Source organism: Pseudomonas sp. NPDC089408, assembly GCF_044749445.1.
GTDB lineage: Bacteria > Pseudomonadota > Gammaproteobacteria > Pseudomonadales > Pseudomonadaceae > Aquipseudomonas.
Genome location: NZ_JBIVHY010000012.1, coordinates 74,538 through 99,199 on the forward strand (window position 1 = coordinate 74,538; position 24,662 = coordinate 99,199).

The window sequence follows — 24,662 nt, forward strand, 5'->3', positions numbered from 1 at the left end:
CACAACAACCGCGCTGGAGCATCACCATGAGCCACTCGACCGGTATCGAGACCAACGGCGTCGAACAGATCCCCGCCGATCAACGCGACGCCTCCCCGCTGGACCTTTTTCGCCTGATCTTCGGCGGCGCCAATACCTTCGCCACGGCTGTGCTGGGCAGCTTCCCGGTGCTGTTCGGGCTGTCGTTCCAGGCCGGTGTTTGGGCGATTTTGCTCGGCGTCGGCGTCGGTGCCCTGATCCTTGCACCCATGGGCCTGTTCGGCGCGCTCAACGGCACCAACAACGCCGTTTCGTCGGGCGCACACTTTGGCGTACACGGGCGTATCGTCGGTTCGTTCCTGTCGCTGCTCACAGCGGTGGCGTTCTTTTCGCTGTCGGTGTGGAGTTCGGGTGACGCCCTGGTCGGCGGCGCCAAGCGCCTGGCCGGCCTGCCGGAAAGCGACCTGACCCTGGGCCTGGCCTACGGCCTGTTTGCCGTGCTGGTGCTGGTGGTGTGCATCTTCGGCTTCCGCTTCATGCTGTGGGTCAACAAGATTGCCGTGTGGGCGTCGAGCCTGCTGTTCCTGCTGGGTATCGTTGCCTTTGCCGGGCCGTTCGATGCGGGCTACGCAGGCAGCGTCAACCTCGGCCAGGCCGGCTTCTGGGCGGCATTTGTCGGCGCAGCGATCCTGGCGATGAGCAACCCGGTGTCGTTCGGTGCATTCCTGGGTGACTGGTCGCGTTACATCCCGCGTGAAACACCCAAGGCGCGCATCATGCTGGCAGTGATCGCGGCCCAGGGCGCCACGCTGATCCCGTTCCTGTTCGGCCTGTGCACCGCCACCCTGGTGGCCACCCAGGCACCGGACTACATCGCTGCCAACAATTACGTCGGCGGCCTGCTGGCCGTAGCGCCCAGCTGGTTCTTCCTGCCGGTGTGCCTGATTGCGGTGATCGGCGGCATGTCCACCGGTACCACTGCGCTGTATGGCACGGGCCTGGATATGTCCAGCGTGTTCCCGCGCCTGCTCAGCCGTGCCGGTGCCACGCTGCTGATCGGCGTGCTGGCAATCGGTTTCATCTTCATCGGCCGCTTCACCTTCAACCTGGTGCAGAGCGTGTCGACCTTTGCCGTGCTGATCATCACCTGCACCAGCCCATGGATGGTGATCATGATCCTCGGCCTGATCACCCGCCGCGGTTTCTACCACGCCGACGACCTGCAGGTATTCACCCGCGGCCAGCGTGGCGGCCATTACTGGTTCCTGCACGGCTGGAACTGGCGCGGCATGGGGGCGTGGGTCCCCAGCGCAGCGGTCGGCCTGTGCTTCGTCAACCTGCCGGGGCAGTTTGTTGGCCCGCTGGGCGACCTGGCCGACGGTATCGACCTGAGCCTGCCGGTGACCTTGGGGTTGGCTGGCGTGCTGTACCTGCTGTTGCTCAACCTGTTCCCTGAACCTGCTGCCGTGTATGGCCCCCAGGGCCCGCGCTGGGTGCGTTGCAAAAGCATTGCGCATACGCCTGTAACCACTGCCGAAATGGCCTGACTGGAAACCGACCATGACCACTTCCCATTACATTGCCGGCCGCTGGGTCGAAGGCCAGGGCAGCGACTGCATCAGCGTCAATGACCCTGCGCTGGGGCAACCGTTCGCCGAACTGATGGCCGCCAGCGTCGAGCAAGTCGACCAGGCCGTGGCCGCTGCCCGTGCTGCCCTGCCCGCCTGGAAAAGCACCAGCGCCAGCGAACGCGCTGCCTACCTGCGTGGCTTTGCCGAACAGCTTGGCCAGCGCCGTGAAGCACTGATCACCCTGCAAATGCGCAACAACGGCAAGCCGCGCCACGAGGCAGAAATCGACCTGGACGACGCTGTCGCCACCTTCGGCTACTACGCCGAGTTGGCTGAGCAACTGCCTGCGAAAAACCGTGACGTGCCCCTGGCAGCCCCGGGCTTCAGCGCTCGCACCCGCCTCGAGCCGGTCGGCGTGGTTGGCCTGATCGTGCCATGGAACTTCCCGCTGGTGACCAGCGCCTGGAAGCTCGCCCCGGCCCTGGCCGCCGGCTGCACCGTGGTGCTCAAACCCTCGGAGGTCACCCCGCTGATCGAGCAGGCCTACGGCCAGATCGCCGATGCACTGGGCCTGCCCGCGGGCGTACTGAACATCGTCAACGGTAAAGCCGAGACAGGTGCCGCGCTGAGCAGCCACAACGGCCTGGACAAATTGTCGTTCACCGGCAGCAACAGCGTTGGCAGCCAGGTAATGCGCAGCGCGTCGGCGCAGTGCCGGCCGGTGACGCTGGAGCTGGGTGGCAAGTCGGCGATCGTGGTGTTCGATGATTGCGATATCGACCAGGCGGTGGAATGGATTGTCGCCGGCATCAGCTGGAACGCCGGGCAGATGTGCTCAGCCACATCGCGCCTGCTGGTGCAAGACGGCATCGCCGATGCACTGCTGCCGCGCCTGCAGATGGCGCTGGAAAATCTGCGGGTGGGTAATCCGCTGAGCGAAGAGGTCGACATGGGCCCACTGACCAGCCAGGCGCAATGGCTGAAGGTGGCCAGCTACTTTGCCACGGCGCGCGAAGAAGGCTTGCAGTGCCTGGCCGGTGGCAAGGCGCTGGACCGTGAAGGTTGGTTCGTCAGCCCGACGCTATATACCGATGTACCGAAGCACAGCCGCCTGTGGACTGAAGAAATCTTTGGCCCGGTGCTGTGCGCACGGCGCTTTGCCACCGAAGAACAGGCGATTGCCGAGGCCAACGACAGCCGCTTCGGGCTGGTGGCGACGGTGTGTTCTGCCGACCTGGACCGCGCTGAGCGCGTGGCCGACGCATTGGAGGTTGGCCATGTGTGGATCAACTCGGTGCAGGCGGTATTCGTCGAGACTTCGTGGGGCGGCACCAAGGGCAGCGGGATAGGGCGTGAGCTCGGGCCTTGGGGGTTGTCGGGGTATCTGTCGGTCAAGCATGTGACGCGGTGCTTGGGCTAGGGTTCGTCGAGAGGTTTTCAGCGCCTGTTAGATCGAGCGCCGCCCGCGCGGCGCTTCGCGGGACAAGCCCGCTCCCACATCTGTTTCGGGCCAGTCTCGCTTGTGAGCTCACCGCCGTCCGCCTTGTTGACCTGGCTTGGGTCCGAGGTGGCGCTGCCTCATCATAGTCTCCAGCCCTACACCAAAGCTGCGACCCACCTTTCACAGGATTCATTGGCCCGAAAACAGATGTGGGAGCGGGCTTGTCCCGCGAAGCGCCGCGCGGGCGGCGCTCGATTTCTGAATCCTCGCAAAATCCAAGCCAGGCCTCAGTAAGCCCCTCTATTTTCGGGCGCTCAACCAGCTGTATCTGAAGCGCGAGTAAAGCGATACAAACTTTCCTTCGCGTGACTTTCCCCTCTTCCCGCAAAGTCCCACTTCCTGGTACCCCCACAATCACAACACCAGGCCGGACCACCCATGCACCCTCAACGCACTGCCTTGCACAACGAACTGCACGCCCGCCCGTCGCTGTACTTCGACGGCCCGGCGCATGTCTTCCACCTGGCCCTGCTCGGCGGCGATGCGGCCTGTGCGGCACTGCTGCAGCGTTGCTGCCCGGATGCCCCAGACACCGCAGCCGCCCAAGGCATCACCTGCCTGGATGGCCACCCGTTCAAGTGGGAACGGCACACCGAGTTCTTCACCCTGACCCTGGTGGTGCCCTGCACTGTCGTCGACACCGAGTGGCAAGCCCTGCCGCCGGTGCTGGCCGAAGCCATTGCGCCGCAGGCAGCACAGGTGATCAATACGGTGCAGGTGCTGGTACGCGGCGAACAGGGGTTGGACCTGACCCACTACGGTTTCAAAGACCCGTGCGGCTCGTGCGTCGGAGGTGGCGATGCGGTGGTGTGGAGCGATTTCCGCCTGACCGAAGATGGCACCAATCGCTTCCTGTTCATCAATCGCCGCCTCAATGCCTACCGCCAGGGCCGGATGATCCGCCGCCTGCTGGAGATCGAGACGTACCGCATGATGGCCTCGCTGACCCTGACCACGGCCAAGCAACTGAGCCAGGAGCTGGACGCCTTCGACAAGACCCTGGTGAACCTTTCCGAGCGCAGTGCCGGCGGCGATGGGCATGATTCCAAAGGGTTGCTGGAAGCCATTGCCCACCTGTCACGCCAAGTGGTCAGCCGCACGGTAAAAACCCGCCACCGCTTCGGCGCCACCCAGGCGTATGCGCAACTGGTGTTCGAGCGCTTGGGCGAGCTGCGCGAAAGCCACGTGGCTGACTGCCAGCGCCTGGGGGTGTTCATCGAGCGCCGGTTCAAGCCGACCGTGCGTTACTGCGCAGCCACCGAGCAGCGGCTGGAGCAACTGGCGAAGAACGTGGCCAATCTGGGCGACCTGCTACAGGCGCGGGTACAGGTAGAGATGGAAGAGCAGAACGCCGCGATCCTGCACAGCCTCAATGCCAGGGCCGATGCCCAGGTGAAGATTCAGCGGGCGGTGGAGGGGCTGTCGATCATTGCCATTACCTATTACCTGCTGAACCTGTTCAAGCTGCTGTATGGCGGGTTGAATGTGCTGGGGTTGGGGCTGACGGCGCGGGACGGGTTGTTGGCCATGGCGCCGCCGGTGCTGCTGGTGTTGTTGGCGATACTGCTGAGGATCAGGCAGGCCAAGCAGCATTGAGGTCATGGGGGCGCTTTGCGCCCCTATCGCGACACAAGGCCGCTCCTACATCAGTGTGGGAGCGGCCTTGTGCCGCGAATGGGCTGCAAAGCAGCCCAATGGCATTACACCGACTCGTCAGCCGGTCGCGCACCTTCCTGCACCAACACCATGCTCTGCGGCGAAGACAAGGCAATGCCTTCGTCACGCAACCGCCCAAGAATGGTGAACAGCAGGTCACTGCGGGTTCCCGACACCTGACGCGGCCCCGCTACATAACCACTCACGCCAATTACCATGCCACTGGTGGTCAGGTCCTTGAACGACACCGACGCCGCCGGCGCATCCAGAATCGCCTCGTGCTCGTGGTACGCAGCCAGCAGCAACTCTCGCACGTGGTTGGCATCAGTCTCCAGCGGCAAGGTCAGCGTAATGCTGACAACGCCCAGGGCGTTGCCCATGGTCACGTTGCGCACGTTCTGCGAAATGAACTGGGAGTTGGGTACGATCACCGTCGAACGGTCGGACATCTGGATTTCTGTGGCGCGCACATTGATGCGGCGGATATCACCCTCGACGCCAGCCAGGCTGACCCAGTCGCCCACCTTGACTGGGCGTTCGGTCAACAGGATCAGGCCGGAGATGAAGTTCTGCACGATCTGCTGCAAGCCGAAACCGATACCCACCGACAGGGCACTGACTACCCAGGTCAGGCTGGTGAGGTTGATGCGCAGGGTCGACATCACCAGCATGGCAAGGAAGATGAAGCCCAGGTAGCCCACCAGGGTGACCAGCGAGGCTCGCATGCCGGCGTCCATGTCGGTTTCCGGCAGCAGGCGGTCGCTGAGCCAGCGCTTGACCACACGGATGGCGAACATGCCGCCCAGGAAGATCCCCAGCGCCAGCAGGATGTCCTGCGGCACGATATTCAGGTTACCAAGCAACTTGCCGCCGGTGCCATCCCAGTCAGCCAGGCTCAACAGTAGCTCGCTGGGGCTGGTACCCGATGGCATCAAGGTCAGCAACAGGGCCAGGAACAGCACCACCGTGCGGCCGATGCCGGCCAGGATGGTGCTGGCCTGGGCCTGGTGACGTGGCGCCAGGCCCAGGGTCGAGGCCAATGCCAGGCCGCCTGGCTGACGTGGCGAAAGCAGGGTTTCGCAGAGGTCACCGAGGAACGTGGTCAGCAGGTAGGCGCAGGTGATCACCAGGCTTACCCACAGCAGCTTGCCTGTCAGGAAGTAAGCGAGCGTCAGGTAACCGGTTAGCAGCGCCAGCAAGATCAGCGTCAGCCAGATCACCATGATAAACGGGATCAACCCGGCCAGCCCCGTCGGCCGCTCCAGGTCGTGCTTGCGCAGGGTACGGCGATAACGCAGCAACGCACCGGCGAAGGTGAGCGCCACCACCAGGGCGGTCAGGCCGTTGACCGCCACGGTCAGCGCCAGGCTGGCGCCAATCACGCTGTTGATGCGCTCCATGGTCATCATCACCATCAGCGCCAGCGCCAACACCTTGGGGAACCAGCCCAGCGCGCTGGCCACTTCGTCATGGATGGACGGCAGGCGCCAGGATGGACGCTGCAACATCAGCATGGCGCGACCAAGGCCGGTGATGAAGGCACTGAAAACCACCAGGGCGAGTACATGGTTGGCCAGGCTGGCGACATCGGAACCAAGCTGCGCACTGCTCTCCAGCCCCCAGCGCAGCAGGGATACCGAGCCGGCGATGGTACCGAGGGTGGCCAGGCTTACCCCCAGCGCCAGCGCACTGCGGCGCAGGCGGCCTTCGGGCAACCAGCGGACCATGGCATCGGCGAGCAGGCTTTCCAGTACGCGACGCATCAGTGTCCAGACCAATACCGCGGCGACCAGGCTGGCCATGAACAGCCAGCGATGATCAGCATTGAAGGCGCTGGCCACCGCATCGGCCGCTTCAGCACGCAGGTCGCGCAGGCGGGCGACATCTTCCTGGGTAGGGCGGATGATGCTTTGCCAGAACGCCGGGCTCAGCGGTGACGCTGCACGGCTGGTGATCTGCGAGTTGAACTGGCTGCGGCGCAGGTTGACGATCTGCGTGGACAGGTCGCGGGCCGACTGGGTCAGCTTGGTGGCCTGGTCCTGCTGGGCTACCAAGGCTTTTTTCTCGGCTTCCAGCTCTTTGCGCTGCTGGGTCAGGGTGGCGGCTTCGTCCGGCTGGACCGGGCCGATGACTTTAAGCTTGTCGTCGAGCTTTTCCACCTCGGTGGTGCGCAACGCACTCAGCGCATCAGCCTGGCGCTGAACCTGCACGGCGGCCAGACGCAATTGCGACAGCAGGTCGTCATTGGCGTCGCTGGTAACGCCCTGGCGGATCTGGTCCAGCCGGTCGCTCAGTTGCTCGATGCTGGCGTTTTCATCCAGCACGGGGGCTTCGGCAACCGCCAGGTTGGCCAACGGGGTGGCCGGCGCCGACCAGGCCGGGCTGGCAAGCGCCAGCATCAGGGCCAGCAGGGCTAACAGGCCTGGGCAAAAACGGGCAAGGCTGACACGCCTCATCGAATATTCCTCTTTACAATTCGATTTGGCGGGGGATTCTACGCGGCTTCAAGCGTTCAGGAGAGTGCCGTTTCTCGCTTCAGCAGTTGCTGTTTGCGCTCCACCCCCCAACGGTAGCCGCTGATGTCGCCATCGCGGTGCACCACGCGGTGGCAGGGGATGGCCACGGCAATGTGATTGGCTGCGCAGGCCATGGCCACCGCGCGCACCGCCTTGGGTGCGCCGATGCGCTCGGCGATGTCGCTGTAGCTGACCCGGCTGCCGGCCGGCACCTCACGCAAAGCCTGCCAGACCCGCTCCTGAAACGCCGTGCCCTGCACATCCAGCGGCAGAGCCAGGCCCAGGGCTGGGGCTTCGACAAAGCCGACCACCTCGGCGACGAGCTGTTCGTAGGCGCTGTCGCCGCCGATCAGCTGCGCCTTGGGGAACTGGTCCTGTAGCTCGTGCAACAAGGCCTCGGGGTCGTCGCCGAGCAGGATTGCGCAAACGCCCTTGTCGCTCTGGGCCACCAGGATTGCGCCCAGCGAGCATTGGCCAAGGGCAAAGTGGATGGTTGCGCCGCCCCCACCCGCGCGGTACTGCCGGGGGCGCATGCCCAGGCGCTGGTCGGCGCTGGCGTAGAAGCGGCTGTTGGAGTTGTAACCGGCGTCGTAGATGGCGTCGGTGACAGAACGCTGGCCGTCTTCCAGGTGCGCGCGCAGGCGCCGGGTGCGAAAGGCGGTGGCGTAGGCCTTGGGCGTAACCCCGGTTTCGGCCTTGAACAGCCGGTGCAGGTGGAAGGGGCTGACGGCCAGTTGCGCGCTGAGCTGGTCGAGGCTGGGTGCCGGGTCGCCGGTTTCGATCAGGCGGCAGGCACGGGTAACCAGCTGGCTGTGGCGGGTGGCGCTGGCCTTGGGGGTGCTGGAGCAGCGCTTGCACGCACGGTAGCCGGCGGCCTCGGCGGCAGCGGCGGTGTCAAAGAACTCGACGTTGCTGCGTTTGGCCAGGCGTGACTTGCAGTTGGGGTGGCAGTAGATGCCGGTGGTGCGTACGGCGTAGACGAAATGGCCGGCGGCTGTCGGGTCGCGGGATTCGACGGCTTGCCAGCGTTGGTCGGGGGTGGTGTATGCGGTCATGGGTAAGCTTCCAGATAATTGTTGCCAGTGCCGGCCTCTTCGCGGGTAAACCCGCTCCCACAGAGATAGTGCAGCACTGATAACTGTGGGAGCGGGTTTACCCGCGAAAGGGCCGGCACAGGCAACGCAAGAACTTCAGGCCCGCCACAGGTACCAGGCCGCCACGGTACGGTACGGCCGCCAACCGCCCCCCAGCGAACGCATCTGCGCTGGCGTCGGCGCCTTGTCCAAGCCCTTTAACCGGCGGTACCCCTCACGCACACCAAAATCATCCACCGGCAGAATATCCGAGCGCTCCAGGCTGTAGATCAGCAGCATTTCCACGGTCCACCGCCCTACCCCGCGCAGCGCCACCAGGCGTTCGATCAAGGCGTCGTCAGGCATGACCAGTGCCTCGTCGCGCGTGGGCACCAGGCCTTCCAGACGGGCCTGGGCAATGCCCTGGACCGTCGCCATCTTGCTCGCCGAAAAGCCGCAGGCGCGCAGGGTATCCGGCGTAACGCTCAGCAACTGCTCAGGTTGCGGGAACGCACCCTCCGGGAACAGCGCCAGCAGCCGCCCAAGAATCGCCTCGGCAGCACGAGCATGCAGTTGCTGGTAGGCAATCGCCCGCACCAGCGCCTCGTAAGGTTCACGCCCCGGCGTAGCCTGGTGCAGGCAAGGCCCGGTCGCAGCAATGTGCCGCGACCAGTCCGGGTCAAGTGAGGCCAGGTGTTCGCTGGCCTGGCGATAGGCTTCGGGCGAAAGGTCGGCGAGGATCATGGCACCTCCATCAAGTCGATTGCAGGTCCAGCTTAGCGCAGCCGTTCATCGGGTAAACGCCGGTTCTTGCGCGGCTAATTCCTGGCATACCATTGCTCCGCGCCAGCATCCCCGCATAGAATTGAGAACTGTTCACATTCACACTTAACATGGGACCGGGCCTTCGCAACGATGCAGATCAACGACACGCTCAAACCGGCCGAGGTCGCTCTGCTCTACCAGTCCCACCATGCCTGGCTGCGCGGCTGGCTGCGTAACCGGGTGGGTTGCAGCGAACAGGCTGCAGACCTGGCCCAGGATACCTTCGTACGCGTATTGCGCGCCCGCCAGGTGTCGCCCCTGAAAGAGCCGCGCGCCTACCTCAGCAGCATCGCCCGTGGCTTGATGATCGACCAGTTTCGCCGCCGCGCGCTGGAGAAGGCCTACCAGCAGAGCCTGGCCCACCTGCCCGAAGGCGAAGTACCCAGCGAGGAACACCGGCTGGTCATACTCGACGCCCTGGAGCGCCTGGACCGTGCCTTGTACCAGCTGAAACCTCGTGCCCGCCAGGCATTCCTGCTGGCCCAGCTCGACGGTTTGAGCATCGTGCAAATCGCCCAGCACCTGCATGTATCGCGAGCGACCATCGAGCGCGACCTGGCTACCGCGCTGGGCGTCTGCTACCGGTTGCGTTATGCCGACGCCTGATGGCACGCCTGCGCAGGCGCAGGTCGACCAGGCCATCGACTGGCTGGTGAAGCTGCGCTTCGACAGGCCATGCCCGCAGACCGAGCGGCAGTTCCGGCAGTGGCTGGGCAGCCACCCGCATAACCCCATAGCCTGGCAGCGGGTCAGCCTGCTCAGCGACGAACTGGCCGGGCTGCCCAAGGACCTGAGCCGGCGCACCTTGGACTGCAGCCAGCAACAGCGCGTCAGCCGGCGCAGCCACCTCAAGCTGTTGGCACTGCTGGCCGTGGGCGGCAGCCTGGGCTTCGCCGCGCGTGAACCGCTGGGCTTGCCTGAACTACTGGCCGACAGTAGCACCGCTGTCGGCGAACGTCGCCGGCTGCAAGGTAGCGATGGCAGCCGTATCCAGCTGAACACAGCCAGCGCCATCGATTTGCAGTACAGCAGCGATCAGCGCCGCCTGGAGTTGGTACGCGGCGAGGTGAGCCTGGACAGTAACCCAGACGACAACCGCCCGTTCCGTATCGATACGCGCTTCGGCCCACTGGCTACTGTCAACGGCCAAGTGCTGCTGCGAGAAAACAGCCAAGGCTTGCTGCTGGCGGTGCGCCGTGGTGAGGTCACGCTGTTCCCTGCATCGATCGCAGCACGGCAGGTGCTGCCAGGTGAGACCTTGCAGGTGTCGGCCAACGGCAGCTTCCAGGCCGTGACACTGCACAGCGACCCCTGGGGCTGGACTGACGGCGTACTCAGCGTGCGGCAGATGCCGCTGGGCGAGTTTATCGCCGAGTTGGCCCGCTATCGCCCCGGCCTGCTGCGCTGTGCGCCCGAGGTGGCAAACCTGAAGGTGTCTGGCACATACCAACTGGTCGATACCGGGGCAATCCTGCATCTGCTCAGCCATAGCCTGCCGGTGCGGGTTGAGTACCGTACGCGGTACTGGGTAAGTATCAGCGCAGCCTGAAGACGACAAGGCCCCTGTAGGAGCGGCCTTGTGTCGCGATGGGCCGCAAAGCGGCCCCAGGATTTCAGCTTCGCCGCAGATATCGCCGGGGCCGCTTTGCGGCCCTTTCGCGACACAAGGCCGCTCCTACAAAGACCGCGTCAGATCAGGAGGGTTTCAGTCCGCCACTGCTCGCAAGCGCCCCGCAGCGCGAAACGACTGGCGAGCAAAGCACACGAACAACCCGGCCATCAGCGCCAGCGCCATCGGCAAGCCATGCGGCGCCACACCCATCGCCGCGCCACTGACCAGCGGCCCGATCAGGCTACCCACGCCCCACAGCAAGCCCACGCTGGCATTGGCGGTCACCAGGTCCTGGCCCTTGAAGCGCTGGCCGATCAGCACCAGCGCCAACGTATAGATCCCCCCCGCCACCGCGCCCAGCACCACCAGCAACGGCCACAACAGCCAGGTTATGTTCAGCAGCCACGGCAGGCCGATGCCGATCGCCATCGCCACCAACCCGCACACCAGGTGCAGCCCGGTACGCTCGACCCGGTCGGCCAGCCAGCCCAGTGGCAACTGGAAAAGCATGTCGCCGGCAAACACCACCGTTACCATCAACGCCGCTACGCCAACGGCAAAACCATGGCTGCTGGCGTACACCGGCAACAGCGACAGCACCACGGCATCGAAGAACGAGAAGAACAGCACCGCCATGCACAACGCCGGCGCCACACGGAAGAACCCGGCAAGACCAAAGCTCTTTTCGCCTTCTTCGTGTTCGACATGGTCATTGGGCACGGTCAGCACGATACACAGCAAGGCCAGCCCATAACAGAACGTCACGACACCGGTGATCCACGGGCTGTCGGCGCCCAGCACTGCCAGCATGGCCGGGCCGAGCACCTGGAAGCCGGTGAAGCTGGTGGCATACAGGGCCATGATCTTGCCGCGATTGTGCTCGGGGCACAGTTCGTTGACCCACGACTCACCCAGAATGATGGCGATGCCCATGCCAAGCCCCAAGCCCAGGCGCAGCAGCGCCAGCAGCCACAGCGAGCCGAACGCAGGCTCCAGCAAGGCAATGCTGAGCGTGCACAGGCTGAAACACAGCAGATAGATGGTACGCCGGGTGAGGTGGCGGCAGCAGGCGTCGACCAGAAACGCCGAGAGCATCATGCCCGCGGCAGGAATGGCGGAAATGATGCCGATTTCCAGGGTACTCGCTCCGGCCTCGTGCAGGCGCAACGACACCAGCGGCAGGCTGGCCCCCAGGCTGAAACCCACGACTGAAACGGCGAACAACAGGCCCGCCAGCAAACGCATGTTCATGTACCACTCCTTGCAAACCGAAAAGACGTGCAGACACAGGCGCGCACGCCGGGGTGGCGCGCGACGCAAAAGCGCAGATCAGTTCAGGCGAGGTGTGGCGAGAAGGTGAAGGCAAACAGCACGCTGCGGCGGCGCTTGAGTACCGTGTCGCTCGGCCACGCGTGACGCAGGGCCTGGAGGGCAGGCTGGCGGGCGTTGGGCAGGGACTGGGTACGGCGCATTGCGTTGGCTACTTTGTGGAGGGTTTAAAAAGAGGCGGCACTCTAGGCCAACGGTGATCAGGTCGTCAATTGTCGGGGCCGCTTTGCGGCCCCGGTAATATCAGCGCTTGCCGGTATTCGGCAAGAATACCGCCAACAACCCGAACAGCGGCAGGAACGAGCACACGCCATAAACGTATTCAATGCCACGCAGGTCTGCCACATAGCCCAGCAGCGCAGCACCAATGCCGCCAAAGCCGAACATCAGGCCGAAGAAGATCCCGGCAATCATGCCCACGCTGCCCGGCACCAGCTCCTGCGCATACACCACAATCGCGGAAAACGCCGAAGCCAGGATAAAGCCGATCACCACGCTCAATACTGTGGTCCAGAACAGGTCGGCATACGGCAGCGCGAGGGTGAACGGCGTCACGCCCAGGATCGAGAACCAGATGACTGCCTTGCGCCCGATGCGGTCACCGATCGGCCCGCCGAAGAAGGTACCGGCCGCCACCGCACCGAGGAACAGGAACAGGTGCAGCTGTGAGCTGGCCACCGATACACCGAACTTCTCGATCAGGTAGAAGGTGAAGTAACTGGTAAAGCTGGCCATGTAGAAGTACTTGGAGAACACCAACAGGCCCAGCACGATCAGCGCCGCAATCACCCGGTTGCGCGAAATGCCGTGGGTGGCCTGCACCGCCTTGCGCGCCTTGGCCTGGTTGAGGTGCTCCTTGTACCAGCTACGCAGCATCAGGGTGACGCCGAGGAAGAACAGCGCGGCCAGGCCGAACCAGGCTACGTGGGTCTGGCCGAACGGAATGACGATGGCCGCCGCCAGCAACGGGCCCAGGGCGGAACCGGTGTTACCGCCGACCTGGAAGGTGGACTGGGCCAGGCCAAAGCGCCCGCCCGAAGCCAGCCGCGCGATACGCGAGGTCTCCGGGTGGAAGGTGGACGAGCCGATGCCCACCAGCGCCGACGCCAGCAAGATCATCGGGAAGCTGCCAACAAAGGCCAGCATCACGATACCCACCAATGTGCACATGGTGCCCAGCGGCAGCAGGTTCGGCGCAGGCCGACGGTCGGTAAAGAAGCCGACCCAGGGCTGCAACAGCGAGGCAGTGATCTGGAACGTCAAGGTAATCATGCCGATCTGGGCGAAGCTCAGGTCATAGTTGGCCTTGAGCATCGGGTAGATCGCCGGCAGTACCGACTGGATCAGGTCGTTGATCAAGTGCGCCAGGGCGCAGAAGCCGATGATGCGCATCACCAGCGGCGTGGTTTGGCTTGCCGCTGCCGGGGTGGATGCGGTGGAGGCACTACTGGTGGCCATTTGCCTAAATCTCCGTCCTCAGGTTTAGGATCCGATTATCGGGAAACAAATAGATACATAGCTACCTTTTTTATCCCTCTGTCGCAACGTACTTGCAAATGGTTCTCAATATAATTAGCATCCTCTGCTCATTATCCCTGTCATCGTTGGGCGAACAGGCCCCTATCGTGAGCAGACCGAACCCATGAGCCCGATGCCCGCCAAGCAGCTGCAGCCCGACCCACAGCAGGAAGCGCTGGAGTGGTTTTCGCTGTTGCGTCAGCCCGGTTGTGACGAAACCCAGCGCCAGGCATTCGCGGCATGGTGCCAGCAAGCCGGAAACGCCCACGCCTACGCCGAACTGGAAACCTTCTGGCAACAGCTGCAACCAGCACCCGCCCGACCTCGCCCACGGCAAGTAACCGTGCGGCGCAGTTACCTGGGCAGATGGTTGGCGCTCCTGTTCCTGCTGGGGCTGGGCGCGGCAGCCTATCTGTACTGGCCGCTGATGCAGCGCCTGGCCAGCGAGTTGCACACCGACGTCGGCGAGCGACGCAGCATACGCCTGGCAGATGGCACCACCTTGAACCTGGACAGCGCCAGCGCGATGAACGTTGACCTGCGCAGCCGCACGCGCCTGCTGCATCTGGTGCAGGGCCAGGTGTACCTGGAGGTGATGCTCGATGGGCGAGCCATGGAAGTGGAAGTGGGCAACGCACGTATCCAAGTGTTCGGCACCCGCTTGCAGGTCGCCCGCCACCCCAGCCATGACGAACTGGTGGTCATCAGCGGCAACGCCATGGTCATTCAGGGAGGGGAGCAGCGCATGGTCTCGGCCGGTGAACGGGTAACCTTCGATGAGACGCGTATCGACCCGGTGCAGAAGGCAGACCTTAAAACCGCCGACAGCTGGCGCAACGGGCACCTCAAGGCCACCGACATGCCATTGGGCCAGGTGCTGGAGCGCCTTGCTGGCTACCAAGGTCAGCGCTTGTGGCTGATGGATGAACACGTGGCCCATCGACGGGTGAGCGGCAACTTCAACCTCGACCGGCCCGATGCAAGCCTGCAATCTTTGGCCGCCGCCCAGCATCTACAGCTGCAGGGCGTGCTCGGGCACTGGCTTGTAGTCCGCTAAAACCGGGCCTGGCCGCTAAGTTTTTGAAAGCGTGCAAATTTTTTTTGAAATGAGTGTTGACAGGGGGGGCGTTCAAGAGAATAATGCGCGCCATCGGCTACATAGCTCAGTTGGTTAGAGCATAGCATTCATAATGCTGGGGTCCGGGGTTCAAGTCCCTGTGTAGCCACCAAACAAGACGAAGGGCTTACCGCAAGGTAAGCCCTTTTTCTTTGCCTGCGAAAAAGTTACCCGCTAGAAACTGGCACTTCACGGTGTCTGTGGGAGCGATGCTGTTGAAGCGTCAACGCCCCCGCTCACCGCCACTGCCAGGCCAAGCCCGATTAATGCCAAGCCAATGACCCGATCCACCAGTACTTGCCGATCAATCATCGCCTTGCGCAAAACCGGGCTGGAAAAAAACACTGCAACCAGGCTGAACCACAGCCAGTGGGCAACGGACATGAAGGCGCCATAGGCAAAAGCCAGTTTCAGCGGGCTACCGGGTTGTACCACCTGGCTGTAGGCACTGATGACGAACAGCATGGTCTTGGGGTTGAGGGCGTTGGTCAGAAAGCCAATGCGCAGGGCTTGCAACACGCTGGCTGCCGATTGGGTACCGCCCTCGAGGCTGATCCGCCCGGTGTTGGTCAGTGACTTGTAGCCCAGGTAGAGCAGGTAACCGGCGCCCAACACTTTCATGACCAGGAACAGCGCCGGGCTTTGCCGGATGATCACGGCGATGCCCAGCACCGTGTACAGCACGTGCACCTGCACCCCCAGGGCGATGCCCACAGCGGCGGCAAGCCCGGCCTGGCGGCCCTGTGCATAACTGCTGCGGGTGACCATGGCAAAGTCGGCGCCGGGGCTGATGACAGCTAGAAGGGTGAACAGGGCAACGGCGATCAGTTCGGTCATGCGGGCGGCTCTCGATAAGCGATGGAAATGCACATATACGGTGATTATCGAGCGCTTATAGAGAGGTAAAAATCGATTTATAGTGAGGTAAATCTGCTAGTTATTCTCACAGATATACACAGCCTGTACCGGCCTCTTCGCGGGCTCGCCCGCTCCTACAAGTACAGCGCAGTTCTCTGGACCAGCGCTGTACCTGTGGGAGCGGGCGAGCCCGCGAAGAGGCCGGCACAGGCAACACAGGGATGCCATGAAACTGCCACCGCTGAACGCCTTCCGCTACTTCGACATCGCCGCCCAAACCGAAAGCTTCGTGCGCGCCGCCGAACACCTGCACGTCACCCACGGCGCGGTCAGCCGCCAGGTGCGCCTGCTTGAAGAAAGCCTTGGCGTTGAACTGTTCGAGCGCCGCAACCGGGCCATCTTCCTGACCCCGGCCGGCCGCGCCCTGCAAGGCACCACCCAGGCAATCTTCGAACAGCTCGAAGGCGCCGTGCAGCGCTTGCAGCACCAGGCCCGCGACAATGTGCTGGTGCTGTCTTGCGAGCCGACCATCGCCATGCGCTGGCTGATACCGCGCCTGCCGCGCTTCCATGCCACCCACCCCGACCTGCATCTGCATCTGGTGGCTGCTGGCGGGCCGCTGGACTTCGCCCGCAGTGGTGTCGACCTGGCTATCCGCCGCGACGACTTCCACTGGGACAAGCAGCTGTTCAATCAAAAGATCTGTAATGAATGGATCGGCCCGGTGTGCCACCCTGCCTCCCCTACCCCACTCGACGGCCAACGCCTGCTGCACAGCACCACCCGCCCCGCTGCCTGGCCCACCTGGTTACGCCTGAGCGGCCAGCAGGCGTGGCACAGCGAACGTAGTGACTACGAGCATTTCTACCTGTCGATCCAGGCCGCTAGCGCCGGTTTGGGCGTGGCCGTGGCCTCAGCCCTGATGGTGCGCGACGAGCTCGACAGCGGACAGTTGCAGGCGCCATTCGGCTTCATCCGCGACGGCTCGGCCTACCACCTGCTTAGCCCGCAGCCCCTGGCCGACAGCGGCAAGCGCCAGCGCTTCACAGCGTGGGTGATGGCCGAATGCGAAGATTGCCTGGCTCACTTGGGTTTGATGCAGAACGACGACCCGGGGCTGCCATCGCCACCCCAAGTGCGATAGCCGGCGGTATCCACATGGATGCGACCTGACGGATAGCGCCCGAGCCCCATGTTCCAGGCTTGGCCATGCTGCTGCCAGAAGCGGCACAAAGGGTTGGGGTCGGCCCACGCCGGCAGCAGCATATCCACGGCAAAAGCGCGGGTGTGGGCGCTGTTGGTCGCACCGCCGGCGCACGTATTCAGGCGCGGCTCACGGTACGCGGACACCACCTCGAACTGGCGCAGGATGCCTTGCTCGTCGAGGGCCTTGAGCAATGAGAGGGTCGAACGCACGGCTGGCCAGTTGCTGGCCGGCGGCACGGCAAACGGCGACGCGTGGCACAGCTTCCAGTCCGAGGCCGAACGCAGCAGCTGGTGAATGGGCACAACGCCATAAAGGCGCGCATCCACCAGCATCTCACGGAAGGGCCGGGTTTGATGGTCGCCGGCCCACTGGGCGAACATCCAGATGTCGCGTTCGTCGGCGTGGACCCAGCTACCCCAGACAAAACTCAGTAACAGCATCCAGCACCTTGTATTGTTCATATCGGCTCTCCTGCCAATGTGATCGACGCTGATGTTTCAGGCCATTTCCTGCGCAACGCCGGGAAATACAATTGTGCGGCATTGATCCCCCTTAACCGGCCAATGTCAGTCATCATGGTCCTGTTCGCCGGATCCTGCCCCTCATTGACTGACCCAGCCAACGTGGCATAATCCCAATCACTACTCAGCCTCGTACGCGATGATTAAGTTCGTCGGCTGTTGGGGTGAAAAAACCGGCCTCGTGCCGGTTTTTTCGTTTTCAGGGAAGGAAACCCTTGCGTACTGCCTGCTTTATAGATGGCTACAACGTGTTCTATGGCCTGGTAGCAGGCACAAGATATAAATGGCTGAACCTACCTGCCTTACTGAAGCACATCCTTCGCGTCGAACAACCCGACTGCGAAATCATAACCATCAGTTTATTTACCTCGGGCGTGAAACCATCGCTCGCCAGCCGCGGAAACCTCTCGAAAGAAGCCCAGGACACCTACCTGCGCGCCTTGATTGCGCAAGGTGTCGACGTGCATTACGGAAGGCATCAACTTGAGCCACGCAATGCACCTCGCTTCGTGAACAAGGACACGCCACCCTCCAGGCTTGACCAGGTGGCCATCTGGAAACTGGAAGAGAAGGAAACGGATGTGCATATCGCTATCAGCATGTATCGGCTGGCAGCCCGACAAGCTCGGCTTCCAGCGGGCGAACGAATCCAGCAACTGGTCCTAGTTTCTGCCGACACCGACCTGGCACCCGCTTTGACTGCTGTTCGCGAAGATTTCCCGGAGCTCCGGCTGGGAGTAATACTGCCGCACCGAGAAGGCATGAAGCGAACGCTGCCGGGATCACTGAAAAGCAATGCCCACTGGATGCGTCAGGTAGTTACCGAAGAAGAGCTTGCTTCTAATCAGTTTCCCGATCGTGTCCCGACCCGGAAGAGACCGGCACTAAAGCCAGCGTACTGGTGAAAACCGAATGCAGTTCATGAGCTAACCCCGCATTCTCAATCTTCAAGCAGGGTACAGGCCATCACCAGCGCATCCTCACGCCCACCCGCGACCGGGTAGTAGTCTCGGCGGCGGCCGATTTCGTTGAAACCGTAGCGCTCGTACAAACGGTAGGCCGACTGGTTGCTGGCGCGCACCTCCAGGAAACATTCGCGGCCATTGAGCTGGTAGGCCCGGGCCATCAGATGCTCAAGCAGGCGCAGGCCCAGGCCGCAGCCCTGGTTTTCCGGCTTGACGGTAATGTTGAGCAGGTGCGCTTCGTCGATGATCACGTTGATCACCCCATGGCCCACTTGCTGCTGGCCGTCGAACATCAGCCAGACTTCGTACGATTTCAGCGCATCCTGAAAGATTCCGCGGGTCCAGGGATGACTGAACGCGGCATATTCAATCTTAAGTACGGCATCCAGATCCGCCTCGGTCATCGGGCGGAAACTGATCGAATCACTCATTCAACGCGCTTCCAGCGCGCCATTAGCTGGCGCATGGCTTTCCAGACGTCCGCCTTGCGTTGCGGCTCGTCCATCAACAGTTCAAGACCCGGCAGCACCCAGGCGTCGCCCAGGCCGTCGAGCTTCAGGGTTTGGTAATAGGCTTCTGCGTCGGCATTGGCGGCGAAGCGTGCCGCCGGCAGGCCCACCAGCCACAGGCAGCTGCACGGGGCGTCTTCCAGGCGGGCCTGGACAAAGCCCTGGACGAAATCACGCGCGGCCTCCGGCCCCTGATCCATGTTGCCGCGTACCAGCAGCGGCCAGCGCACTGGCTCGCCGATGATCTGCGGGGCGTCGGGCAGGCCGGCGGCGCGCAGCATGTCCTTTAGCAGCAGGTACGACGGATCGCGGCTCTGGAACGGCTGGCCGGTAGCCAGCTCCACCAGCAGCAGGCAACTGCCGGCACGCAACAACTGCAACGCGAAGCGCGGTGGCTGAACCGGGGCCGGACGCGGTGGCGCTGGTTGCTCCTCGGCTTCCACGGGCTTGGCGACGGGTTTGGGCACACTGCCCGGGCGCGGGATTTCGATTTTCGGCCGCTCGCCAGAGCGCGCCTGGGGGGTAGCCGGCGCGTCGTTGGCTGCGGGTGCCGGGCGGACGTCGAAGTCGATCTCCTCGACCGGCGCCAACGGCAGCAACAGCTCGGGCCGAGACGGTGCGGCGAACGGCAGTTCGGCGCGCGGCAGCCAGTGCACCACTTGCATGGCGGAAAGGAAGGCGCGGCGACGGGGTTCGGTGAGCAAGGTGCGGGGTTCCGAGGGGTGGAGGCAATTGGGCATTCTAACGCTGTTGGCATTCGCGTGCCGCAACTGGTCGGCGGTTTTTTGTTGCCTGTGCCGGCCCTTTCGCGGGTGAACCCGCTCCCACAAGGCGTTGTGCAGTACCTGTGGGAGCGGGTTCACCCGCGAAGAGGCCGGTGAATCCCCTACAGGAACAAAGGTTATCTCTCATTACAGACCAAGGGGTGAAAACCTCCCCCCCGGATGCAGTACAATCGCCCCCTTTTTCTTGGCAACGAGTCGAAGCCAATGATCGAACCCAAGCGCGTCCTGCGCGCCCTAGCCGAACACTGGGCCCTGATCGAGCCGCTGTGCGAGCGCTTCGACCAAGGCACCCTGAGCCTGGTCGAACTGCGCCAGCACGTGGCCCGCCAGCAGGTCGAAAGCACCCCGCAGGACATTACCCAGCTGCTCGACGTGTGGATCCGCCTGGATATCCTGGTCCCGGTGGCCAAGAGCCCGAACCGTTTCGAGCTCAACGCGCAGATCCACGATTTCCTCGCCTACCTGCGCCGCGAACACCGGCTGGGCCTGTGCCTGGAGATCGAAGCCTACCTGCGCCACCTGGAACGCCTTGCCGGGCACATCCAGGACGCCTTCGACAACCGTGACAGCGACGACCTGGCACGCCAGCTGCGTTTGCTCGACATGCGCGTGCGTGATGTGCTGAAAAAGCTCGACAACGATGAGCAGGCGCTGGTGGCCGTGGCCGAACGGGCCAAGACCAGCAACCGCCAGATCCCGCTGCGCCAGCGTTACGCCGAAGTACTGGCAACCTGGGACGAATACGTCGAGCCGATGATCCAGCTGGTCAACGCCGACGGCGCCTTCGAACAAGGCGTGCGCAAGGTCGAGACGGTATTGCTGAAGCTGCTCGGCGAGCAGGCGCGCCTGGGCCACCTGGTCGATGACGACATGCTGCTGCGTACCCATGCGCGCATCCTGGAAATGCAGACCAGCGCCCAGCTGACCCTGCGCCACGCCCGCGAACTGCTGCTGCCGCTGCGCGAAGAAGCGCGCCGGCACAACGCCGTGACCCGTGGCGCCGCGCTGGCCCTGTCGGTGATCCGGCGCAAAGGCATCGATGCCGTGCCGCAGGCGGCCATGCCAATGTTCACCCGCCCGCAAAGCACCTTCCTCGGCAGTGCCAGCCAGGTCGAGGCCTACGTGTACGCCCTGGCCCGCTTCGAGCCCAAGCCGGCGCGCTTCCCCAAAGCGCACAAACCGCAAGGTGGTGAGGCGCCGCGCGCACCGCGTACCGTCAAGGAAATGCTCGAGCGCTGCGAACAGGCGCTGCCGCTGCCCGACCTGATGGTCTGGCTGCTGGAGCAGGAACCCGAAGGCGCCACCGACGAGCTGCTGTACTGGTTCTCGCGCCTGTCGCGGGAAAAGCGCTTCAAGCGCGAGCGCCTCGAGCGCCGCGAGTACACCACCCAGGAACACCTGGTCAGCCTGCGCTCGTTCGGCCTGACTTCCAGCCGCGAAGCCGCCGCCAGCACGCCTACCGAATCCAATGCGAGCCCAGCCAATGCATCTTGATCTCTCCGAACTGTCCCAGCTCGCACCGATCTTTCGCGAGCTGTTCAAAGGCTTTCACGTCAGCCGCCGCGACCCCGAGCTGTACGCCCAGCTGTCAAACTTCCAGGACCAGTACCGCACCCTGTTCAAGGCCTTGGGCTTCGAACTGGTCTGCGATACCCGTGGTTTCTACTACTTCGTCCCGGACATGACCGCCGCGCAAGTCAACAAGACCGCGCAGCGCCTGTCGCTGTTCACCTTCATTTTGGTCGAGCACCTGGCCGACCAGGGCCGCGACCCGATGGCCGTGCTCGACGGCGGCAGCATCGGCCGCGATGAGCTGCCATCACTGCTGGACAAGTACCGCGACCTGTTCCTGCAGGCCGAAGTGCAGACGGTGGAAGAGCTGGAGGAAAAAATCCTGCGCCGCATGACCCAGCTGGGCTTCGCCTTTGAGGAAGGCGGCATCTACCGCTTCCTGCCGCCGATGCACCGCTTCCTCGATGTGTGCCTGTCGGTGCAGCAGGACCGCGACCTCGCCGCCACCCTGCACAGCGAACTGCCGCTGCCAACCCCGGTACTGGTCGAGGAAGAAAGCCCCGAAGAACTCAACCGCACCGACGACCCGCTCGACCTCACGCCCTTCGACGGCGAGGAAAGCGAAGAGGACGCCCTGGCCCGGGCCATCCGCGAAGAGCAACAGGAGATTGACGCATGAGCCAGGAACGCTACGGTATCCGCCGCTTTGCACTGCTCAACACCGCCGGCTACAGCCTCGGCCTGTTCCCCCTGGAGCACCCGCTGTCGGTGTACGGCGCCAACAACCTGGGTAAATCGGCGTCGATCAACGCCCTGCAGTTCCCGATCCTGGCGCGCATGTCGGACATGAGCTTCGGCAAGTACAGCCTCGAGCAATCGCGCCGCTTCTACTTTGCCAGCGACACCTCGTACATTCTCTGCGAACTGAGCCTGCCCCACGGCCCGCACGTCATCGGTGTGGTCGGTCGTGGCCCGGGCGGCGGTTTCGGCCACCAGTTCTTCGCCTACAAAGGCAAGCTGGACCTGGCCCACTACCAGAAGAACGACACCTGCCTGCGCCAGAAAGAACTGTTCACCAACCTTGAACGCCTTGGCATCAAGGCCTACGAGCTGAAGCCGGACGAACTGCGCCGGTTGCTGGTTGGCGGCCACACCTCGGTGCCGCTGGACCTGACCATGATCCCGCTGCGCTCCACCAGCGAGCAAAGCCTGAAAACCTTCAGGGCGCTGTTCATCAACCTGCTGCACATGCGCGAAATCACCGCCGCCAAGCTCAAGCAGCTGTTCCTCGACGCCTTCGAGCACAGCCTGCGTTCGGGCAGCGTCGACTACATTGCCGCGTGCGAGGAAGCCTTCCGCGACGTGCGCCGCATGGAGCAGGACTACAACGCCCTGGTCGCTGCCGGCCCGCTGGTCGAGGCCCTGGCCGGTGGTGTGGCCCAGCGCGACATCCTGCGCGGCAAGCTGCACCGCATTTCGCCGGTGCTCGACACCCTGCTGGGCACTTGGCAGGAATACGCCATGGCGCGCAAGGAAGAGCTGGTGATCCAGTCCGAGCACTACCGTGGCGAGCAAGACCGCCTGCAGAACGACCAGCGCGGCGGCACCCAGGAGCTGATGCGCCTGGAGCGGGAAATCACCGGTATTCAGCGCTGGCTGGGCGAGCTGTCGGTGCTCAAGCACCGCTTTGCCCTGGTCGATGACGTCAAGGTCCTGGAGCAGCAGCTGCTGGCCGCCAAGGACGCCCACGACGAACTGGCCGGCGCCCTGGCCCAGTCGCGGCAGTTCAGCGCCGAAGACCTCGACGAGCGCGTGCGCGACCTGGAAAAACGCCTGAAGCAGGTCAAGCAACAGCTCGACCACGCCGACAACAACAGCTATGCGCGCTTGCGCGAAGAGTTCTCGCAGCAGGACGTAGACCGCCTGATGCGCCTGTTCAACGGCGCGCTGTTCAGCCTGCCGCTGGGCGACCGCGGTATCGAGCTGGACGACAGCGACCTGTGGGTAAAATCGCTGGAAGCGGTGCTCGACGGCTTCAAGGGCGAGCGCTTCGAAGCCCCGGGCCTGGCCATCGACCTGACCAACATCGACCCGCCGGCCCTGCAGGCCCTGGCTGACCGCGCCGCCCTGCGCGACCAGAAGGAGCGCCTGGAAAAAGAGCTGAAACAGCTCAAGACCCAGCAGGCCGTAGCCGCCGACCGCTCTGCCTCCAAGGCGCAGACCGAAACCCTGTACCAGGAAGTGCTGGATGCGCAGAAGGCGCTGGAAGACTTCCGTCGCAGCGAAACCCTCACCGCCGAAGAGCCAGAAAAACTCGAGCAGCTGTCGCAGCTGGAAGCCGCCCAGGACGAGCTAAAGCGCTCCAGCGACGCCTTCACCGAGCGCGTCCAGCAGCTGTCGGCCAAGCTGCAGCTGGTCGGCCGCCAGATCGGTGATCTCGAGTCCAAGCAGCGCACCCTGGAAGACGCCCTGCGCCGTCGCCAGCTGCTGCCGGCCGACCTGCCCTACGGCACGCCGTTCATGGAAGCCATCGACGACTCGATGGACAACCTGCTGCCGCTGCTCAACGACTATCAGGACAGCTGGCAGGGCCTGCAGCGCGTCGACAACCAGATCGAGGCACTGTATGCCCAGGTGCGCCTGAAAGGCGTGGCCAAGTTCGACAGCGAAGACGATATGGAGCGACGCCTGCAGCTGCTGGTGAACGCCTATGCGCACCGCACCGACGAAGCCCTGACCCTGGCCAAGGCCCGCCGCGCGGCAGTCACCGACATTGCCCGCACCCTGCGCAATATCCGCAGCGACTACGACAGCCTCGAACACCAGCTGGCGCTGTTCAACCGCGAGATCAACAAGCGCCAGGTGTCCAACCTGGAAAGCTTCCGCGTGGTGCTGGCGCCGAACAAGGAAGCGCTCAAGCACATCGACCAGATCATCCACAGTGCCGGTCAGTACGAAGAAGGCGAAACCCTGTCGGTGTTCGACCTGACCCAGAGCGCCGAGCAGGACAACAAGAACGAAGAGGCCAAGGAGTACCTGGCACGGCTGGTGGCGGCCAACCACAACCAGCTGGGCCTGAAGGACCTGTTCGAGCTGGCGTTTGAGATCACCAAGGTCAACGGCCAGCCGATCATCCACGCCGACATCGACGGCGCGGCGTCCAACGGCACCACCATGACCATCAAGGCGCTGACCAACATGTACCTGTTGCTGCACCTGATGGACCGCGACCTGGCCGGGCGGATTCGCCTGCCGTACTACCTGGACGAAGCGGCCGACATCGATGAACGCAACCAGGCAGCGCTGCTGGAAACCAGCTTGCAGTTGGGCTTTGTGCCGATTCTGGCGAGCGTGAAGCCGCAGGTATCGGCGCGCGTGGCGATCGACCTGGAAGGTGGCAGCGGGCCGAATGGCATCTACATCGACGAGGCGGACTGGAAGTTCATCAGCCGGCTGGATGAGGTGAAGGCGGTTGTGCGTGAGGATCAGGCCGAGGAATTGGCCTGATATCGGTGTAATGGGGCCGCTTTGCGGCCCTTCGCGGGTAAACCCGCTCCTACACAGGGTTACGCGCTTCTTTGTAGGAGCGGGTTCATCGAGGCGTCGAA

21 protein-coding genes and 1 tRNA gene are annotated in these 24,662 nt (G+C 63.7%); 12 read left to right on the forward strand and 10 right to left on the reverse strand.

The genetic code is table 11. The annotated features are described in order from the left end of the window. Positions 1-26 precede the first annotated feature (26 nt). The 3 genes from ACIP02_RS19005 to ACIP02_RS19015 all read left to right on the forward strand — a co-directional run bounded on the left by ACIP02_RS19005 (position 27) and on the right by ACIP02_RS19015 (position 4,647). Positions 27-1,526, forward strand: coding sequence for a purine-cytosine permease family protein (locus ACIP02_RS19005; protein ID WP_400619175.1), 1,500 nt, complete (start codon positions 27-29; stop codon positions 1,524-1,526). A 13-nt stretch (positions 1,527-1,539) separates the two neighbouring features. Then, complete coding sequence (locus tag ACIP02_RS19010) at positions 1,540-2,970, forward strand: aldehyde dehydrogenase family protein (protein ID WP_400619178.1); 1,431 nt, start codon at positions 1,540-1,542, stop codon at positions 2,968-2,970. A 459-nt stretch (positions 2,971-3,429) separates the two neighbouring features. Beyond that, complete coding sequence (locus ACIP02_RS19015) at positions 3,430-4,647, forward strand: DUF3422 domain-containing protein (protein ID WP_400619181.1); 1,218 nt, start codon at positions 3,430-3,432, stop codon at positions 4,645-4,647. 104 nt (positions 4,648-4,751) lie between these two features. Here the strand turns inward: ACIP02_RS19015 and ACIP02_RS19020 are convergent, their stop codons facing one another. The 3 genes from ACIP02_RS19020 to ACIP02_RS19030 all read right to left on the reverse strand — a co-directional run bounded on the left by ACIP02_RS19020 (position 4,752) and on the right by ACIP02_RS19030 (position 9,040). Next, entirely contained in the window at positions 4,752-7,163 is a 2,412-nt protein-coding gene (locus ACIP02_RS19020; protein WP_400619183.1) for a DUF3772 domain-containing protein, read from the reverse strand. Between the two features lie 56 nt (positions 7,164-7,219). Next, positions 7,220-8,278, reverse strand: a complete 1,059-nt coding sequence (gene ada, locus ACIP02_RS19025; protein ID WP_400619186.1) for a bifunctional DNA-binding transcriptional regulator/O6-methylguanine-DNA methyltransferase Ada — start codon at positions 8,276-8,278, stop codon at positions 7,220-7,222. Between the two features lie 135 nt (positions 8,279-8,413). Continuing rightward, positions 8,414-9,040, reverse strand: a complete 627-nt coding sequence (locus tag ACIP02_RS19030; protein ID WP_400619189.1) for a DNA-3-methyladenine glycosylase family protein — start codon at positions 9,038-9,040, stop codon at positions 8,414-8,416. Positions 9,041-9,211: 171 nt separating this feature from the next. On the opposite strand from ACIP02_RS19030, the gene ACIP02_RS19035 reads away from it, so the two are divergent. Then, positions 9,212-9,727, forward strand: a complete 516-nt coding sequence (locus tag ACIP02_RS19035) for a sigma-70 family RNA polymerase sigma factor (RefSeq protein WP_400619192.1) — start codon at positions 9,212-9,214, stop codon at positions 9,725-9,727. After that, positions 9,714-10,670, forward strand: coding sequence for a FecR domain-containing protein (locus ACIP02_RS19040; RefSeq protein ID WP_400619195.1), 957 nt, complete (start codon positions 9,714-9,716; stop codon positions 10,668-10,670). The genes ACIP02_RS19035 and ACIP02_RS19040 overlap by 14 nt, the downstream gene beginning before the upstream one ends. A gap of 156 nt (positions 10,671-10,826) precedes the next feature. On the opposite strand, the gene ACIP02_RS19045 is transcribed toward ACIP02_RS19040, so the two are convergent. The 3 genes from ACIP02_RS19045 to ACIP02_RS19055 form a co-directional block, all read right to left on the reverse strand. Continuing rightward, entirely contained in the window at positions 10,827-11,984 is a 1,158-nt protein-coding gene (locus ACIP02_RS19045; RefSeq protein WP_400619198.1) for an MFS transporter, read from the reverse strand. Positions 11,985-12,067: 83 nt separating this feature from the next. After that, on the reverse strand, positions 12,068-12,205 hold the full coding sequence (locus ACIP02_RS19050) for a hypothetical protein (protein WP_201201692.1): 138 nt from the start codon (positions 12,203-12,205) through the stop codon (positions 12,068-12,070). A 100-nt stretch (positions 12,206-12,305) separates the two neighbouring features. After that, positions 12,306-13,520: an MFS transporter gene (locus tag ACIP02_RS19055; protein ID WP_400619201.1), complete on the reverse strand. Its 1,215-nt coding sequence runs from the start codon at positions 13,518-13,520 to the stop codon at positions 12,306-12,308. A gap of 193 nt (positions 13,521-13,713) precedes the next feature. Between ACIP02_RS19055 and ACIP02_RS19060 the strand changes: the two genes are divergently transcribed. Further along, entirely contained in the window at positions 13,714-14,637 is a 924-nt protein-coding gene (locus ACIP02_RS19060; protein ID WP_400619398.1) for a FecR family protein, read from the forward strand. Positions 14,638-14,732: 95 nt separating this feature from the next. After that, positions 14,733-14,809, forward strand: a tRNA-Met gene (locus tag ACIP02_RS19065). A gap of 77 nt (positions 14,810-14,886) precedes the next feature. Here the strand turns inward: ACIP02_RS19065 and ACIP02_RS19070 are convergent. Further along, positions 14,887-15,534 (reverse strand): LysE family translocator, encoded by a 648-nt coding sequence (locus ACIP02_RS19070; RefSeq protein WP_400619203.1) that lies wholly within the window; start codon positions 15,532-15,534, stop codon positions 14,887-14,889. Between the two features lie 247 nt (positions 15,535-15,781). On the opposite strand from ACIP02_RS19070, the gene ACIP02_RS19075 reads away from it, so the two are divergent. Continuing rightward, on the forward strand, positions 15,782-16,699 hold the full coding sequence (locus ACIP02_RS19075; protein ID WP_400619206.1) for a LysR substrate-binding domain-containing protein: 918 nt from the start codon (positions 15,782-15,784) through the stop codon (positions 16,697-16,699). On the opposite strand, the gene ACIP02_RS19080 is transcribed toward ACIP02_RS19075, so the two are convergent. Further along, complete coding sequence (locus ACIP02_RS19080; RefSeq protein ID WP_400619208.1) at positions 16,639-17,223, reverse strand: D-Ala-D-Ala carboxypeptidase family metallohydrolase; 585 nt, start codon at positions 17,221-17,223, stop codon at positions 16,639-16,641. The two genes, ACIP02_RS19075 and ACIP02_RS19080, sit on opposite strands and share 61 nt — an antisense overlap. A gap of 275 nt (positions 17,224-17,498) precedes the next feature. On the opposite strand from ACIP02_RS19080, the gene ACIP02_RS19085 reads away from it, so the two are divergent. Next, a complete protein-coding gene (locus tag ACIP02_RS19085; RefSeq protein WP_400619210.1) occupies positions 17,499-18,188 on the forward strand; it encodes an NYN domain-containing protein in 690 nt (229 codons plus the stop codon). A gap of 35 nt (positions 18,189-18,223) precedes the next feature. Here ACIP02_RS19085 and rimI read toward each other — a convergent pair whose 3' ends face one another. Then, entirely contained in the window at positions 18,224-18,679 is a 456-nt protein-coding gene (gene rimI, locus ACIP02_RS19090) for a ribosomal protein S18-alanine N-acetyltransferase (protein ID WP_025337640.1), read from the reverse strand. Beyond that, complete coding sequence (locus tag ACIP02_RS19095; RefSeq protein WP_400619213.1) at positions 18,676-19,461, reverse strand: energy transducer TonB; 786 nt, start codon at positions 19,459-19,461, stop codon at positions 18,676-18,678. Before ACIP02_RS19095 ends, rimI begins: the two co-directional genes overlap by 4 nt. Positions 19,462-19,746: 285 nt before the next feature. On the opposite strand from ACIP02_RS19095, the gene mksB reads away from it, so the two are divergent. The 3 genes from mksB to mksF are packed head-to-tail and all read left to right on the forward strand — an operon-like array spanning position 19,747 to position 24,561. Beyond that, positions 19,747-21,036 (forward strand): Mks condensin complex protein MksB, encoded by a 1,290-nt coding sequence (gene mksB, locus ACIP02_RS19100; RefSeq protein ID WP_400619215.1) that lies wholly within the window; start codon positions 19,747-19,749, stop codon positions 21,034-21,036. Next, on the forward strand, positions 21,026-21,733 hold the full coding sequence (gene mksE, locus ACIP02_RS19105; RefSeq protein WP_400619218.1) for an Mks condensin complex protein MksE: 708 nt from the start codon (positions 21,026-21,028) through the stop codon (positions 21,731-21,733). The genes mksB and mksE overlap by 11 nt, the downstream gene beginning before the upstream one ends. Next, the gene (gene mksF / locus ACIP02_RS19110; protein ID WP_400619222.1) at positions 21,730-24,561 is read left to right on the forward strand and encodes an Mks condensin complex protein MksF; all 2,832 of its coding nucleotides are present in this window, start codon (positions 21,730-21,732) and stop codon (positions 24,559-24,561) included. Before mksE ends, mksF begins: the two co-directional genes overlap by 4 nt. Positions 24,562-24,662 lie beyond the last annotated feature (101 nt).

What these genes read in the sequence shown, in the direction of transcription:
- mksE (WP_400619218.1), top strand. Translation starts at nt 21,026, where the DNA reads ATGCATCTTGATCTCTCCGAACTGTCCCAGCTCGCACCGATCTTTCGC.
- mksF (WP_400619222.1), top strand. Translation starts at nt 21,730, where the DNA reads ATGAGCCAGGAACGCTACGGTATCCGCCGCTTTGCACTGCTCAACACC.
- ACIP02_RS19080 (WP_400619208.1), bottom strand. Translation starts at nt 17,223, where the DNA reads ATGAACAATACAAGGTGCTGGATGCTGTTACTGAGTTTTGTCTGGGGT.
- rimI (WP_025337640.1), bottom strand. Translation starts at nt 18,679, where the DNA reads ATGAGTGATTCGATCAGTTTCCGCCCGATGACCGAGGCGGATCTGGAT.
- ACIP02_RS19005 (WP_400619175.1), top strand. Translation starts at nt 27, where the DNA reads ATGAGCCACTCGACCGGTATCGAGACCAACGGCGTCGAACAGATCCCC.
- mksB (WP_400619215.1), top strand. Translation starts at nt 19,747, where the DNA reads ATGATCGAACCCAAGCGCGTCCTGCGCGCCCTAGCCGAACACTGGGCC.
- ACIP02_RS19055 (WP_400619201.1), bottom strand. Translation starts at nt 13,520, where the DNA reads ATGGCCACCAGTAGTGCCTCCACCGCATCCACCCCGGCAGCGGCAAGC.
- ACIP02_RS19060 (WP_400619398.1), top strand. Translation starts at nt 13,714, where the DNA reads ATGCCCGCCAAGCAGCTGCAGCCCGACCCACAGCAGGAAGCGCTGGAG.
- ACIP02_RS19035 (WP_400619192.1), top strand. Translation starts at nt 9,212, where the DNA reads ATGCAGATCAACGACACGCTCAAACCGGCCGAGGTCGCTCTGCTCTAC.
- ACIP02_RS19015 (WP_400619181.1), top strand. Translation starts at nt 3,430, where the DNA reads ATGCACCCTCAACGCACTGCCTTGCACAACGAACTGCACGCCCGCCCG.
- ACIP02_RS19020 (WP_400619183.1), bottom strand. Translation starts at nt 7,163, where the DNA reads ATGAGGCGTGTCAGCCTTGCCCGTTTTTGCCCAGGCCTGTTAGCCCTG.
- ACIP02_RS19030 (WP_400619189.1), bottom strand. Translation starts at nt 9,040, where the DNA reads ATGATCCTCGCCGACCTTTCGCCCGAAGCCTATCGCCAGGCCAGCGAA.
- ACIP02_RS19050 (WP_201201692.1), bottom strand. Translation starts at nt 12,205, where the DNA reads ATGCGCCGTACCCAGTCCCTGCCCAACGCCCGCCAGCCTGCCCTCCAG.
- ada (WP_400619186.1), bottom strand. Translation starts at nt 8,278, where the DNA reads ATGACCGCATACACCACCCCCGACCAACGCTGGCAAGCCGTCGAATCC.
- ACIP02_RS19045 (WP_400619198.1), bottom strand. Translation starts at nt 11,984, where the DNA reads ATGAACATGCGTTTGCTGGCGGGCCTGTTGTTCGCCGTTTCAGTCGTG.
- ACIP02_RS19075 (WP_400619206.1), top strand. Translation starts at nt 15,782, where the DNA reads ATGAAACTGCCACCGCTGAACGCCTTCCGCTACTTCGACATCGCCGCC.
- ACIP02_RS19040 (WP_400619195.1), top strand. Translation starts at nt 9,714, where the DNA reads ATGCCGACGCCTGATGGCACGCCTGCGCAGGCGCAGGTCGACCAGGCC.
- ACIP02_RS19070 (WP_400619203.1), bottom strand. Translation starts at nt 15,534, where the DNA reads ATGACCGAACTGATCGCCGTTGCCCTGTTCACCCTTCTAGCTGTCATC.
- ACIP02_RS19010 (WP_400619178.1), top strand. Translation starts at nt 1,540, where the DNA reads ATGACCACTTCCCATTACATTGCCGGCCGCTGGGTCGAAGGCCAGGGC.